Below are 15275 nucleotides of genomic sequence, written 5' to 3'. Positions count from 1 at the left end.
ATTTGTTTAACCTTTATGTAAATAAAGTTCATCCTCGTTGTCATATTTAAAATTCATACTGTCCGCGTTTTCATATTTCATAATTAAAACTAAACGGGACAACAATGTACGCTTTAAAAAACAAATCGCTATTGAGCATGGCTATTGCCATGGCTGTATCAACATCTACTTATGCTAACGACAACACCATAGAAGAAGTAACCGTGGTTGCTAAACCAACGAGCTACGCTAACAATGTTATTGAGCCTGCAATGCTTGAGCAACAAAGTTCGGTATCGAGCATATTATCGGTTATTGATAATTTACCAGGGATTAGCATAAACGAAGGTGATGCATTTGGTGGCGACGATTGGTCTACTACAATTACTATGCGTGGTTTTAGTATTGATGGGAACCAACAACAATTAGGAATGACCGTTGATGGCATTCCCAATGGTGGCTCTAATTACGGCGGTGGTGCTAAAGCTAACCGTTACTTGGAGAGCGAAAATTTAGCAACGGTAGAAGTAGGTCAAGGTACCTCTGATATTAAGTCGGCTTCACTTGAAGCACTAGGCGGGACATTTAACTTTGTAAGTAAAGACCCAAGCCTTGAAAAAGGCACTACCTTTGCTTATACATCAGGCAGCCACGATGCCACGCGTTATTATATTAAACACGAAACAGGCACTGTTTTTAATAACACACAAGCGTACGTAAGTTACTCGCAAACAGATACAAGCCGCTGGATTGGTTCAGGCAGTAATGGGGGTAAAGACAACCAACACGCAGAGCTTAAGTTTGTATCTAATTTTGACGATTTAACGCTCACTGGTCGTTTATCTTACGATGATGTAAGCGAGACAAACTATAACAGCGTAAGCCTTGAGCAGTTTGAACAAACACCAGAGTGGGATCAGTTAACATGGAATTGGACGGGAGTACCGCACTTTGACCAAATGTTTGCAGAAGGTTGGGGAACGCTTCGTGAAAATACCTTAGGCTATTTAAAATTTGAATACGCGATTTCGCCAACTTCATTATTAACTGTTAGCCCTTATTATCATAAAAATTCAGGTCGCGGCGATTGGATCCCACCTTATTTAACAACGCCTGTTGATGAAAATGGCGACCCAACAACCGAGGGTGGCACTAATGCAGGCTCTTATGGTTTTGCTGATAGTGAAGGCAACCCGCTTGCACCCAATGCCGATTGTACGCAAAGTTTGAGCTGGCCATGGGAGTCGGGTCCTGGTTTAAATCCTGCGTGTTACGATGCAACAGCAACGCCGGTTATGTCTTACCGCCATACGCATTACAACAAAGATCGTTTAGGTGTAACGGCAAATTACCAAGCTACATTTGGTGATCACGATATCGAAGCGGGCTTTTGGTATGAGCAAAGTGAGCGTGATGAATCGCGTGATTGGCACAAAGTAATTGATGCGCGTATTTATCATCACTTTGATAGCACGCCTTACTGGACACAATACAAAAACACTTTTGATACCGATACATTCAAATGGTACCTACAAGACTCGATTAATTTTGGTGACTTAACATTAAATATTGGTGCAAAACAATATTTAGTTGAATTACAAAAATACGACCACTTTGCTAACGAAAGATCAGATAAAGTAGATAGCGACTCAGACGTGTTATTTAGCGGTGGTGTATTGTATCAGCTAAATAACAGCACAGAATTATTTGCTAGTTACAGCGAGAATTTTTCCGCAATAAAAGACGGTGTACTTGAGCGAGATAGCTCAACACTCACAAACATAGAGCCAGAAACTGCCGACAACATAGACTTTGGTGTACGTTACCAAGCCGACAGATTAACCCTTACAGCAACGGCTTACAGTGTTAAGTTTGATAACCGCATTACCTTTATTGCCCCTGGTAGTGGCACAGATGGGATTGATTACACCATTGGTACAAATGGCTCGTACGTAAATGTAGGGGGTATTGACTCAAATGGGCTTGAGCTTGCAGCAAGCTATATGTTAACACCAAGCTGGAGCGTGTACTCGTCGTATACTAATAGCAGTTCTGAGTATTCGTCGGATGATCCAAATGCATACGATTCACAGGGTGTAATATTAAGAGATGAAAGTGGTAATGAGGTAGCACCGAGCTTTAGAAAAGGCGACAGCATAATCGATTCATCAGAAGATTTATTTGTGGTATCTACCGATTACTTTAGCGATGGCTTTCGTGTTGGTTTATCGGCTAAATACACCGGTGAGCGCTTAGGTGCATGGCAAGACGAAGACACTCGCACGCGTAATAAAGTAGACGGCTACACCGTACTTGATTTTAATGCAGGTTATTCAACTGACGTAGATGCAGGCCCGTTTAAAGCCATTGACGTATCGTTTGTTGTTTATAACGTTACTGACAAAAGCTACTTAGCAGGTGGTACTGGTAACGGCGCTACTTATTACATTGGCGCGCCACGCACCGCAGCAGTTACATTTACCGCTGACTTTTAATTAAGTTTTAGTAATTGAATTAAAATAAAGCCCATCATTGATGGGCTTTATTATATCAAAGGGCGCAAAACGCGATGAAAACGATTTTAAAAGTAACACTATTTAGCTTAAGTGTATTAGCGAGTAACTTTGCAACAGCTGCGCAAAATGTAGTGCTGGTAACGCTTGATGGAGTACGCTGGCAAGAAGTATTTTATGGGGCTGATAATAGCTTAATTAATAATACTGATTTTGTTAAAAAGCCAGAGCAATTAAATACCCAGTTTTGGGCAAAAACAGCAAATGAGCGCCAGCAATTACTAATGCCTTTTTTAACGCAAGTAGTGGCTAAAAAAGGGATTATAATTGGCGATAGAGCTAACGGCTCTACTATGTCGGTAAGTAACCCGTGGTATTTTTCATACCCTGGTTATAACGAAATACTCACCGGTGAAGTTGACGAAAATATAAATAGTAATAACAAAGTGCTCAACCCAAATAAAACTATTTTAGAGCGTTTAGATAAGTTACCTGAGTTTAAAGATAGCACAGCCTTATTTGGTAGTTGGGATGTATTCCCATACATTGTAAATACTAAGCGCAGTAACGTGTATGTAAATGCAGGTTTTATGTCAATTGAAGAGAATTTATTTACAGATGCGCCACTCTTAAATGCGCTACAAAATGAAATTCCCAGTCCTTGGTATAACGTACGACTAGACAGTTTTACATACCGCTTTGCTAAAGCGTATATGTTGGCTAAAAAGCCTAAGTTGTTAGTGATAAGCTTAGGCGAAACCGATGACTTTGCGCATGATGGTCATTACGATCAATACCTTAAATCGGCAAGGCAAAGTGACGCGTATATAAAAGACTTATGGGCAACCATTCAAACTACAGCGGGTTATAAAAATAACACCACACTAATTATTACTACTGATCACGGCCGTGGCAATAATGCCAACGATTGGCAACATCACAGCTCTAAACGTGCACTTGCTGAGCTAGAGTTAGGTGAAAATACCTACCCAGAAGGAATTGTCGGCTCTGAACATATTTGGCTTGCGGCCATTGGCCCCGCAATAAAAGGTAGTGGCTTAATTAAAACTAAAAATGAGCTTAAACAAGCGCAAATAGCGGCGACCGTTTTAAAGGCGCTTGGGCAGAATCCAAATGAAATAAATTCAAATATGGCGCCTGCAATTAGCGAGATTTTAAAATGAAGAACCTATTAAAACCATTAACCCTAACTGCCTTGGCGTTGAGTTTGGTTATTAGCGCGAGTGTTACTGCCGCGCCATCTAAAATTCTATTTGGTTCGTGTGGGCATCAAGATAAAAAGATACCCATATTTAATGCAATTAACAAAGAGAAAGGCGATTTGTTTATATTTTTGGGTGACAATATCTACGGCGATACCAACGATATGGATGTACTTGCCGATAAGTACCAACGTTTAGGGGCAAAGCCTGGTTTTAAAACGTTAAAAGCGCAAACGCCTATTATTGCTATGTGGGATGACCACGATTATGGCCAAAACGATGCAGGTAAAGAGTATCCGCATAAAGAGCAATCACGCCAAATTATGCTTAATTTTTGGGGTGAGCCTGCAAACTCAGCGCGTCGCACTCGCTCTGATGGAATTTATACCTCGTACATGTATGGTGAAAATGAGCAAACCATACAAGTAATAATGCCTGATTTACGTTGGAACCGTGATGCGTTAAACCATGTAGGTGAGCTTGAATACTACACTAAACGTAAGTTAAATAACCAAGGCCCGTATAGTCCTAGTGAAGTGAAGGGCGCATCAATGCTAGGTGAAGCCCAGTGGCAATGGCTTGAACAAGAGCTTAAAAAGCCTGCTGCAATTAAATTGATTGCCTCAAGCTTACAGCTTTTACCCGATTTTACAGGTTGGGAGTCATGGGCAAACTTTCCTGAAGATAGAAACCGTTTATTTGCATTGATTAAAAAGCATAAAGTAAATGGGGTCGTGATCATCAGCGGCGATACGCACTGGGGTGAAATATCAAAGTATCAGCAAAACCTTGATTACCCATTGATTGAGATGACCAGCTCAGGCTTAACTGAAAAATGGAAAGACGTAAGCCCTAACAAGCACCGAGTAGGGAATTTTACTCATAACGTAAATTACGGTGATTTAAGCATAGACTGGCAGCAAACTGATCCCACTATTTCACTTAAATTAAAAGGCGTTGATGGCGAAGTAATAATGCAAAGTGACTTTAGTTTATCAAGTATTAGCCCTTATAAATAAACTCACTACTACGCACAGTATATAAAATAGATGCTGTGCGTATAAAAATCTGTAAATTAGTTCTTAACTCTCTGATTTATTAAAGCCAATTACCCGTTTGCGCTACCCCTAATATTGAAAATATCTTACACTGGTTTTATCTCAAGCAAGGTCAGTGTTATATGCTAAATATTATTCAATCAAACCGCATGGAAGCCCTGCAAGCGCAGTTCCACCAGCTGTTAAAAGTAAACCCATTGCAAAGCCCGTTCGACAAAGAAGTAGTGCTAGTGCAATCGCCGGGTATGTCGCAGTGGTTAAAAATAGGTTTGAGCGAAAACTTAGGGGTTGCAGCGCAGGTGGATTTTCCGCTGCCGTCGAGCTTTATTTGGCAGTTGTATCAGCAATTACTGCCAAATGTCCCTAAAGAGTCGGCATTTAATAAGCCCAACCTTGCTTGGAAACTGTTTGCAATTTTACCAACCTGCATTGATGAACCGCTTTATTTGCCGCTAAAAACCTATTTAGAGGGCGATATTGACGGGCAAAAAACCTTTGCGCTATGCGAAAAAATAGCCGATGTGTACGACCAATATTTAATGTACCGACCGCACTGGATAGCCACATGGGATAGCGGCAAAGATGAGCTTGATGACGTAGATGTAGCCATTGCCCCATGGCAACCTGATTTATGGCGACGCATTGTAAAGCTAAGCCAAGAACTTGGGCAAAGCCAATTTCATCGCGCTAACATGCAAGGGCAATTACTTGCAGCACTTGAGACGATGGACAATAGCTTACTGCCACAACGCATTAGTTTATTTGGTATATCGGCGATTGCCAGCTCCCAGCTTGAGGTGTTTGAAGCGCTGAGTAAAAAAACCGAGGTTATATTATTCTTTTTTAACCCAAGTGAGCACTACTGGGGCGATATCATAGATGAAAAAACAGCAGCTAAAATAAGCGCTAAATACGCCAAAATGCCGCTGGTGGAAGCGCAACAAAAAAAACAAACCAATCCTGATGAAGAATACTACTTTATTGGTAATCCGTTGTTATCGTCGTGGGGTAAATTAGGCCGCGACTATTTTGAACAACTTGTACAGTTAGATGCCCGTTGGATTGATGGTTTTATTGATGTGTTTGACGACACCTTACTAGGGCAAGTACAAAGCGAGATTTATCAACTTGCGTTTAAGGGGGAGTCTCTTACCGATAACAAAGAGTGGTTTATAAACGACGAAGGTAAATTACCAATCAGCGCAACCGACACCAGCATTACGCTCAGCGATTGCCATACACCGCTTAGAGAAGTTGAGCGCTTGCACGACTACTTACTTAACTTATTTAATCAAGACCCAACGCTTACCCCCAAAGACATAATTGTCATGATGCCCGATGTAGGCACTTACAGCCCTTATATTGAAGCCGTATTTGGCGGGGCACAAGGCAGCCGCTTTATTCCTTACGCATTGGCCGATTTAGCCATAGAGCAAGAAAAGCCTGTCCTTAGTTCATTTGCGAGTTTAGCTAACTTACCGTTTTCGCGCTTCGGTGTATCGGATATTCTCGATTTATTACAAGTGACGCAAATAGCCGAAAAATTTGGGCTTGAAGCACACGAATACGAGCAAATTCAATACTGGCTTGAACGTGTAGGTGTTAAATGGGGTATAAACGCAGCGCATAAAAGCAGCTTTGATTTACCCGCTATCGATTTAAATACCTGGCAACATGGGCTCAACCGTTTACTGCTTGGTATAGCCATGCGCGACGAACAATGCCCGTTTAACGGTATTTACAGCGCTGATGAAGTAGAAGGCATGGCGCTTGATACACTCAACAAGCTCGTGCATTTTATTGATGTACTGCAAAGCTTTAAAGAGCAGCTAACGCCCGATGATACGCTCACTAATAAAGCGCATATTTTAAGCGAGCTATTAAGCGCCATATACGAAAGTGAAAGCGACGACAGCTGGGATTTATTAGTACTGCAAAACGTGCTCGAAGAGTTACAAAAACACCACGATAACGGTGATTACAGTAAAGCGGTTTCGCAGCGTATTGTTAGTTACTTAGTTAAACAAGGCATTCAAGAAAAAGGCGTAGGGCAGCGGTTTTTGGTTGGGCAAGTAAACTTTTGTACGCTTATGCCCATGCGCGCCGTGCCATTTAAAGTGGTGTGTATGCTGGGTTTAAACGATGCTGACTACCCGCGTAACGTACAGCCCATTGGTTTTGACTTGGTGCCTTATTCTAAAAAGCAAAAAGGTGACCGATCACGTAAATTAGATGACCGCTACTTATTTTTAGAAGCGCTACTGAGTGCCCGCGACAACTTATACATGAGTTACATTGGTCGCTCGTGTTTTGATAACCAACCGCGCATGCCATCAACGCTTGTAAGTGAGCTGTTAGAATATATTGGGCGTAGTTTTGTATTAAACGAAAAGAGTGAAAAAACGCTGCCCGCATGTCTAATTAATCAGCAGCATTTACAGCCCTTTAATAGCCATTACTATTTAGCCGATGAGCAAACCAATACTGTGCTGAGCAACCACAGTTACAATCCAATTTGGCTACCAAGTGAGTCAATTAAACCAGAGCCGGTTATTGCGCTTGATGTGACTGTGCCAGATCAGCTAGATCTCGATGTGTTTATTAGAAGTGTGTGCAGCGCACAAGAGAGCTTTTATCAACAAACATTGGGTTTACGCCTACCACAATTTAACGAAGTAGCAAAAGACGAAGAACCCTTTAGCCTAGATGCGCTGCGCCGTTATTTTTACCTTGATGAAATACTTAAAGCCAATATAAACGAGCAACCACTGAGTACCGAGCAAATACTGCAGCGGGGTGAGTTACCTCAAGCCAATGTAGGCAGCCTCATATTTGAGAGTATGGAGCACCGAGTTGATGCGCTTGCAGGTCAAGTTAAAGAGCACATTAAAGGCGGGAAAAGTGAGCCGATAGAAGTTTTGCTTACCATTGAAGGCACCAAAATAGAGGGCTGGCTCAATCATGTGTATTTGCAAAAACAAGTGTTTTACCGCAGTGCGAGTATTAAAGCGAAAGATTTAATTAAAGGCTTTATTTATCACCTCGCAGCGCAAAGTATGGATCAACAAGTAGAAACATTGTTACTTGGGCTTGATAAGCAAATTACCTTTGCGCCAATTAATAAAGCTGATGCCGATGCATTGTTACTTGATTGGTTTGAGTTATACAAAGCGCTGCGCGCGGAGCCTGTGCCGTTTTTTCCGGTAAGTGGTTATGAATACGTTAAAAGCGGCGGCGATATAACAAAAGCAATGAGCAAATTTAGCCCGCAATACATAGGGCGAGGCGAGGGCGAAAATCCGTATATTCGCTTAACGGTGCAATCGCTAAACGACTGCCAAGAAGAATTTATAAAATGGAGTGATAAATTGCTCACGCCTTTATTTGAACACGCAAAGGAGAGTGACCATGCAAGCGCTTAATCCTCTTACTATGCCGCTCATTGGTCAAAGTTTAATAGAAGCCAGTGCGGGTACTGGTAAAACTTATACCATTACAGGGCTGTATTTACGTTACTTACTAGGTATGCAAATAGAAGGTGAGTTAAATACGCCGCTCAGTGTTGAGCAAATTTTGGTTGTAACCTTTACCGACGCCGCCACCCAAGAAATTAAAGACCGCGTACGCAGCCGAATTATTGCTGCACGCGACGCACTGCTTGGGCAAGACCCAAATGACGAACTCATTGAAGGCGTAATTGCCAAAATTGATGATAAGCACCGCGCGTTTGATTTGCTCGATGCAGCTGCTAAATCAATGGACGAAGCCGCTATTTTTACTATTCATGGCTTTTGTCAGCGGATGCTAAAGCAACATGCGTTTGAGTCGGGTGTGGCGTTTAATCTCGAATTTATTTTAGATGAGCGCGACATATTACTCGAAACTATTAAAGATTTTTGGCGGGCATTTGTATACCCACTTAATAAAGAACGCACCGATGCTATTTTAGATGTATTTGCCGCACCAGAGGCTTTATTCGCTCAAGTGGCGAGCATTTTAAACAAAGCTAATGCGCACATTACGCCACAAATAAATTTAGATGATGTATGGAAAGCCCGTGACGAGTACATAACACGTGTACCTGCATTTAAAAAAGCGGTGTTAGAGCAAGAGTTTATCGGTGCTATTAAAGGCTCGGGTTTAAGCGGGTCTAAAACGCCAGCACGAAAAGGCAGCCTTGGTGCGCTTGAGGCATTTTGTTTAGGCGGCGATTTGTTTTTTGAATTTGGCACTAACAAGTATTCGTTTGAAGTGTGGAGTACAGAAAACCTAAGCGATGCAGGCAATTATAAAAAAAATCAGCCATTATTTGTGCATCCATTACTGAGTCAGTTTGACGAGCTTGCCGCACTTAATAACACCATAAACCAAGGGCTCAAAATAGCGGTTGTACAACATGCAGCACGCTGGGTAAAAGCCGCAATAGTTAAGCGCAAGCAAGAGCAAAGCGTGATCACCCCAGATGACTTATTGACCAATTTACACAGTGCGCTTAATAACGAGCAAGGCGACGTACTGGCGCAAAAAATTGCGCAGTTGTTTCCGGTTGCCATGATTGATGAATTCCAAGATACCGATCCGATTCAGTACGGTATTTTTAGTAAAATTTATGGGCAAAAAAATACCACGCTTGCCATGATAGGCGACCCCAAACAGGCTATTTATGGCTTTAGGGGCGCAGATATTTTTACGTATATTGGCGCAAAAGAGGCAGTACAGACTGATCAGCAATTTACGCTGGGTACTAACTTTCGCTCAAGCACCGATATAGTAAATAGCGTTAATAGTTTATTTGGCAAACACGCTAACAGCTTTATTTATAACGATGCCATACCGTTTAACGCAGTAGCTGCTAAAGGTAAAAAAGCGGAAGACTCTTTTTTAATTGATGGCAAAGCCGCGACCGCATTCGAATTTAATGTATTTGTGGATGAAGCCGCCGATGAAAAGAACAAACCAACTAACAAAGGTGTAGGGCAAGCGCATTTAGCCACTCACTTTGCTAATAAAATAGTCACCCTGCTTGAAAAAGCAAAACAGGGGGATGCGTGCATTGGCAGTAACCCTGTAAGCGCTGCCGATATTTGTATATTAGTGCGCGACCGTGTTGAAGCACAAATAATGAAAAAAGCGCTAGATGATGCCAAAATTTCCAGTGTGTATTTATCGCGCGAGAGCGTTTTTAGCCAAGAGCTTAGCCATCACCTACTTAACTTTTTAACAGCGCTGCATGGTCAATATGACGAGTCATTGCTGCGCGGTGTTTTAGCGGGTCCACTATTTTGTTTAAGTTATAACGAAATACATGCACTCGCCGATGATGAAAATAAATGGCAAGACTACTTAAACTTTTTTGCACAACTTAGCCACATTTGGAACAAGCAAGGCGCTATGGCAATGCTTGAGCGTTTAATGAGCCATAACCAGCTTAGCGCTAAATGGCAAGGGCTGGGATATAACGTTGAGCGTTGGCTGACAGACTTTAGGCACTTGGGCGAAATACTTCAGCAAAAACAAATAGAGCTTGAAGGTACGCTACGTTTACTGCGATGGTTTGCACAAAAGGTAAGCCAACAAGACGGTGAAACAGTACAAGTACGCCTAGAAAGTGACGCGAACCTAGTTAAAATTGTCACTATGCATGCCTCAAAGGGGCTTGAATACCCTTTGGTATTTATGCCGTTTGCCAGTGGCTATCGCGAAACAAAAGAAGCGCTTTATCATAATAATGGCAAGCTAGTTTTCGATTTAAGTAAAGACGAAGATGCCCTTCAAAAAGCAGAACAAGAACGCCTAGCTGAAGATTTACGCCTGCTTTATGTAGCACTTACTCGCGCCGTACATTTTTGTGCGCTTGGTGTTTATAACATAGGGCAAGGACAAAGTAGCCGCTTGGCTATGCAAAGTAGTGCACTTGGGCATGTTTTATTTGCAGGGCTTGAACTTGCCAGTAGCCAAACATGGCGCACGCATTTAAGTGAGTTTTGCGACGCTAACAGCGCGATGAGCTATCAGCAATTTACCTCACAAACATTATTAGAGCAGGGAACACTTTGTTTTAATAACAGTGAAAGCGCGCAGCAAACGTTAAGTGTTAATAAAGTAACAGCAAATATTGAGCGTAACTGGCGAGCAACCAGCTTTAGTGCGTTGAGTTTTAAAAAGCACAGCGACCAATTAGCTCCAGGGCGAAGTGATGAAGATCACGAAAAAGACGAGTTTGCAGTGCAAGAGGACGAACTACCATCACCTTATAGCTTTCCTAAAGGGGCAAAGCCTGGTAGCTGTTTACACGAAATATTTGAACAAATAGATTTTACTAGCCCAATAGTTCACCCAACTAATACTGAGCAAAACTTATCTGAGGTAGTTAAGCGCAGCCTTGAAAAGTACCACATAGGTGAGCAATGGCGAGAAGTGGCTGAAAAATGGGTGCTTGATGTTCTTACGTACCCCCTAGATAACAGCTCTTTAGAAAACGGGCTTCTTTCATTGGGTGTGCTTACACCCAATGATTGCCTAGTCGAAATGGAATTTAATTTACCTCTTGAGAGTTTAAGCGCACCTAAGCTAAACGAAATGCTCATTAAACATTTTGGTTTCACGCAAAGTAAGCTTGAATTTTCGCACGTAAAGGGCTTGTTAAAAGGCTTTGTCGATTTAATATTTTGCTACCAAGGCAAATATTATATTTTAGATTATAAGTCTAATTATTTAGGTAGCACGCCAGCTGATTACGAAGGCGACATGCTTGAGCAAGCGATGAGCAGTCATCAGTATCATTTACAGTATTTAATCTACACGGTAGCGCTGCATCGTTTATTAAAACAACGTATAGCTGATTACTCGGTAGAAACCCATTTAGGCGGCGTGTATTACACGTTTTTACGTGGGATGCCCGCAGGGCAAGGCGTGTACTTTAAAAAGCTAACTGAAGAACAAGTGATTATTTTAGATGGCTTATTTAGCCAAGGAGCCATGCTATGAGCGATTTAAATGAGCAACCTGGCTTGTTTGACGATATAGACGAGACACTTAATAATGAAGCCGTAGAGCCTCTTACTTCAAAAAATGTAGCACAAGATGTCCCATTAGAGGACATTGTGTTAAATAATACGATTATCGAAGTCCCGTTACTTGAATATTTATTAGCGCAAAATCGACTACGTGTGGTTGATGTTAAACTCGCAGAATTACTGTGTGCTAATGACATTGAGCAAACTCACAATGAGCTGTTTTATATTATTTTATTGCTGTGCTTATCGCAGCAAAGCCAGCATAGCTGCCTAACTTTAAATGAGGTTGATTGGAGTAATCCTTTTAACTTGCGCAAAAGCGACTTTAATAAACTCGATGGCAATGTACCCAGTACGCTAAGCCCGTTTAGTGATGACTTTAATGTACATACAGCGCTCAGTTATTTACAAAACCATGAAAGCGTGGGCGAAAATAAACCACTGCAACTGTTTAAAGAGCGACTTTATTTTGCGCGCCTTGCCGGTTATGAGCAAACACTCGCAGATAGATTATTAAGCATGAGCGAGCGAAAGCTCAATATTAATAATGAAGTATTGGCTGAACTTTTGAATACCTATTTTCCTGCTGATTCAACAATTGAGACTGATTGGCAAAAAGTGGCGTGTGCGATTGCGGCCACCAAAGGCTTTAGTGTGATCACGGGTGGCCCAGGTACAGGTAAAACTACCACAGTGACTAAGTTGCTGGCTATTTTGCAGTCACTTTATAAAACCGCGCCGCTTAGCATTAAGCTGGTGGCACCCACTGGTAAAGCAGCTGCACGTTTAAGTGAGTCTATTTTAGGCGCTAAAAATAAGCTCACAACGATTCCTGATGATATAAAAACGCTGATACCGCAAAGCGCTCAGACTATTCATCGCTTATTGGGCGTAAAACCGTTTACTAATAAATTCAGACATAACAAAAGCAATCCGCTGCATTTAGATGTGCTGATTATTGACGAAGCCAGTATGGTCGATTTATCGCTGATGGCTAAATTAATAGAAGCATTGCCTACGCACGCGAGATTAATACTCCTAGGTGATAAAGATCAGCTTGCCTCGGTAGATACCGGCAGCGTAATGAGCGATTTATGCCAAGGTTTAACACTTGGGCAAACGCCACGCTACTCGCAAGCACGCTGTGATGAGCTAAATAGCTTATGTTTTAATAATGAGCCTAAGCTCGTAGCGCAAAGCGTGAGTGAATTTAAACTCGCAGATTGCGTTGCCTTTTTACAGCACAGTTATCGATTTGATGCACAAAGCGGCATTGGCCAACTCGCACTTGCGGTAAACACAAATAACACCGGTATTTTAAATTACGTTGAGCAAGAAAGTATTGAAGGGCGTTTTAACGATGTAATTTTAGATTACGACTTTGTAGCAAAACCAATTGAAAAGCTTGTTAAAAGTGCAGCAAGTCATTATGCAAAATACCTTAACTTAATTGCCCAAGGTGCAGATGTTGCACAGGTGCATGCTGCTTTTGCTAGTTATCAGCTTTTAGCTGCGGTACGAGAGGGCGATTACGGCGTGCATAGCTTAAATCAGCGAATAGAGCGCGTATTGCAACAGCAAGGTTTAATAACAGTTAGCCCTAATACTCATCATTATACAGGCATGCCCATTATGGTGAGCCAGAACGATTACCAGCTTAAGTTATTTAACGGCGATATTGGTATTTTAATGCCCGATGAAAGCAATCAGCTCAAAGCCATATTTATTGATGAGCAAGGGAATCAACGAGCATTTTCGCCAGCACGACTCCCTGCACACGATAAAGTATACGTAATGACTATTCATAAATCACAAGGCTCAGAGTTTAGTTACACCGCTATGGTATTGCCACCGCTAAAACAAGCGCGTATGGGTATTAACCGGCAATTGGTGTATACGGGGATAACCCGCGCTAAAAATAAGTTTGAACTGGTGGCTGACAAAAAAGTACTGCAACTTGCAATGAATAAGAGCGTATCAAGAGCATCTGGTTTATATGAAAGGTTACAATTTTAAGCTTATTTTGTATTTTTGATTAATAATTTAGCTTCAAACTGCTTGTTATTTATCGCGTTATTATAAATGTCTTCTATACTAAAATTAATTTTATATTGAATGTGTTAGTAAGGATATTAATGTTTTTTTCTAAAAATAAGCAAAATGAAATAGCCTCTTTAAAAGCAGAACTCTATCCGTTACGACAAGTGTGGGAAGGGCTTTACCGAGAGATGTTAGTACTAAACATTCTTTATGATGGTAGAATTTCGCACGCTAATGATAGGTTTTTAGAAAACTTAGGCTACAACGAAGACGATCTTACTAATAACTCTTTTGATGATTTTATTACTGAGTCGTCTCGTCAATCTTCAGAATTTAAAAGCCTACAGCAAGCTATAAAAAAAGAAGGACATTGGGGAGGTGCATTACAAATTGCGCGCGGTGATGGTAAAGCTGAATGGTTACGTTTAATAGTACACCCAGTAAAAGGTGAGCAAGACCAGCTGCTCTATTTTTCTATATTCGGGAGTGTACTTACAAAAACAATTACAGCTTCTCGCGAGCAAAGCGACACTATTAAAGCAATATATCGCTCTATGGCGGTAATTGAATTTGATTTAGAAGGACATGTTTTAAAAGCAAATGAGCAGTTCTTATCAGCAATGGGTTATCAAGAAAGTGAATTAATAGGAAAACACCATCGCACATTTTGTGAAGCTTCAGAGTATAATTCCCAAGAGTATCAACAGTTTTGGGCTAAATTAAGAGAAGGACAGTTTATAGCGGAGCGCTTTAAGCGTGTTGATAAATACGGCAATGTTGTATGGTTAGAAGCGTCATATAACCCAATCTCAAATGATGCGAATGAGCTTTATAAAGTAATGAAGTTTGCAACAGTTATTACAGAGCAAGTAAATCAAGAAATTGCGATATCTCAGGCTGCCGAAATAGCTTATAGCACCTCAACCCAAACTGATAAAAAAGCAGAGCAAGGCGCGAGCGTTATACAAGATACGGTTGCAGTAATGACCGAGCTGGCTATTAACATGGAGCAAGCTGCTAGTGAAATTTCAGCGCTTGATCAGCAGTCGCAACAAATATCGAGTATTGTACAAAGTATTAGTAGTATTGCAGAGCAAACCAATTTATTAGCACTAAATGCCGCAATTGAAGCGGCTAGAGCTGGCGAGCAAGGTCGAGGCTTTGCTGTTGTTGCAGACGAGGTTCGATTGCTTGCATCTCGTACATCAAAAGCAACAGAAGAAATAGTAGAAGTAGTACAGCGTAATCAATCACAAACCCAAAATACGGTGGCTGTAATAGAAAAAGGTAAAGAAAAAGCAGAGCAAGGTTTAGCACTATCTAAAGAGTCGGGTGATGTGATGCAGGAAATTCAGCAAGGCGCACAAGAAGTTGTTAATGCGATTGGGCAATTTACCAGTGAACTCAAAGCTAACGGCTAGATTAGTTACGTTCTTATTCTAAAGC

Annotated in this window: 7 protein-coding genes; all 7 read left to right on the top strand. The window is 41.3% G+C overall.

Annotated features, from left to right (window positions below; translation table 11 throughout):
- Positions 1-104: 104 nt before the first annotated feature.
- The 7 genes from I6E69_RS08620 (at position 105) to I6E69_RS08590 (ending at position 15250) form a co-directional block, all read left to right on the top strand.
- Positions 105-2474 carry a TonB-dependent receptor gene (locus I6E69_RS08620; RefSeq protein WP_197121056.1) on the top strand — a complete coding sequence of 790 codons (2370 nt, stop codon included), beginning with the start codon at positions 105-107 and terminating at the stop codon, positions 2472-2474.
- A 74-nt stretch (positions 2475-2548) separates the two neighbouring features.
- Entirely contained in the window at positions 2549-3676 is a 1128-nt protein-coding gene (locus tag I6E69_RS08615) for an alkaline phosphatase family protein (RefSeq protein ID WP_193226277.1), read from the top strand.
- Positions 3673-4734: an alkaline phosphatase D family protein gene (locus I6E69_RS08610; protein WP_197121055.1), complete on the top strand. Its 1062-nt coding sequence runs from the start codon at positions 3673-3675 to the stop codon at positions 4732-4734. Before I6E69_RS08615 ends, I6E69_RS08610 begins: the two co-directional genes overlap by 4 nt.
- Before the next feature lie 161 nt (positions 4735-4895).
- Positions 4896-8195 (top strand): exodeoxyribonuclease V subunit gamma, encoded by a 3300-nt coding sequence (gene recC, locus I6E69_RS08605; protein ID WP_197121054.1) that lies wholly within the window; start codon positions 4896-4898, stop codon positions 8193-8195.
- Positions 8182-11760: an exodeoxyribonuclease V subunit beta gene (gene recB / locus I6E69_RS08600; protein WP_197121053.1), complete on the top strand. Its 3579-nt coding sequence runs from the start codon at positions 8182-8184 to the stop codon at positions 11758-11760. Before recC ends, recB begins: the two co-directional genes overlap by 14 nt.
- Positions 11757-13805 carry an exodeoxyribonuclease V subunit alpha gene (gene recD / locus I6E69_RS08595; RefSeq protein ID WP_197121052.1) on the top strand — a complete coding sequence of 683 codons (2049 nt, stop codon included), beginning with the start codon at positions 11757-11759 and terminating at the stop codon, positions 13803-13805. The genes recB and recD overlap by 4 nt, the downstream gene beginning before the upstream one ends.
- A 119-nt stretch (positions 13806-13924) precedes the next feature.
- A complete protein-coding gene (locus tag I6E69_RS08590; RefSeq protein ID WP_197121051.1) occupies positions 13925-15250 on the top strand; it encodes a PAS domain-containing methyl-accepting chemotaxis protein in 1326 nt (441 codons plus the stop codon).
- The last annotated feature ends 25 nt before the right edge of the window (positions 15251-15275 follow it).

It is taken from the genome of Pseudoalteromonas sp. NZS100 (assembly GCF_015864815.1).
Classification (GTDB): Bacteria; Pseudomonadota; Gammaproteobacteria; order Enterobacterales; family Alteromonadaceae; genus Pseudoalteromonas; species Pseudoalteromonas distincta.
This window is presented reverse-complemented; position numbering and strand designations above follow the sequence as displayed.

What these genes read in the sequence shown, in the direction of transcription:
- I6E69_RS08620 (WP_197121056.1), top strand. Translation starts at nt 105, where the DNA reads ATGTACGCTTTAAAAAACAAATCGCTATTGAGCATGGCTATTGCCATG.
- I6E69_RS08615 (WP_193226277.1), top strand. Translation starts at nt 2,549, where the DNA reads ATGAAAACGATTTTAAAAGTAACACTATTTAGCTTAAGTGTATTAGCG.
- I6E69_RS08610 (WP_197121055.1), top strand. Translation starts at nt 3,673, where the DNA reads ATGAAGAACCTATTAAAACCATTAACCCTAACTGCCTTGGCGTTGAGT.
- recC (WP_197121054.1), top strand. Translation starts at nt 4,896, where the DNA reads ATGCTAAATATTATTCAATCAAACCGCATGGAAGCCCTGCAAGCGCAG.
- recB (WP_197121053.1), top strand. Translation starts at nt 8,182, where the DNA reads ATGCAAGCGCTTAATCCTCTTACTATGCCGCTCATTGGTCAAAGTTTA.
- recD (WP_197121052.1), top strand. Translation starts at nt 11,757, where the DNA reads ATGAGCGATTTAAATGAGCAACCTGGCTTGTTTGACGATATAGACGAG.
- I6E69_RS08590 (WP_197121051.1), top strand. Translation starts at nt 13,925, where the DNA reads ATGTTTTTTTCTAAAAATAAGCAAAATGAAATAGCCTCTTTAAAAGCA.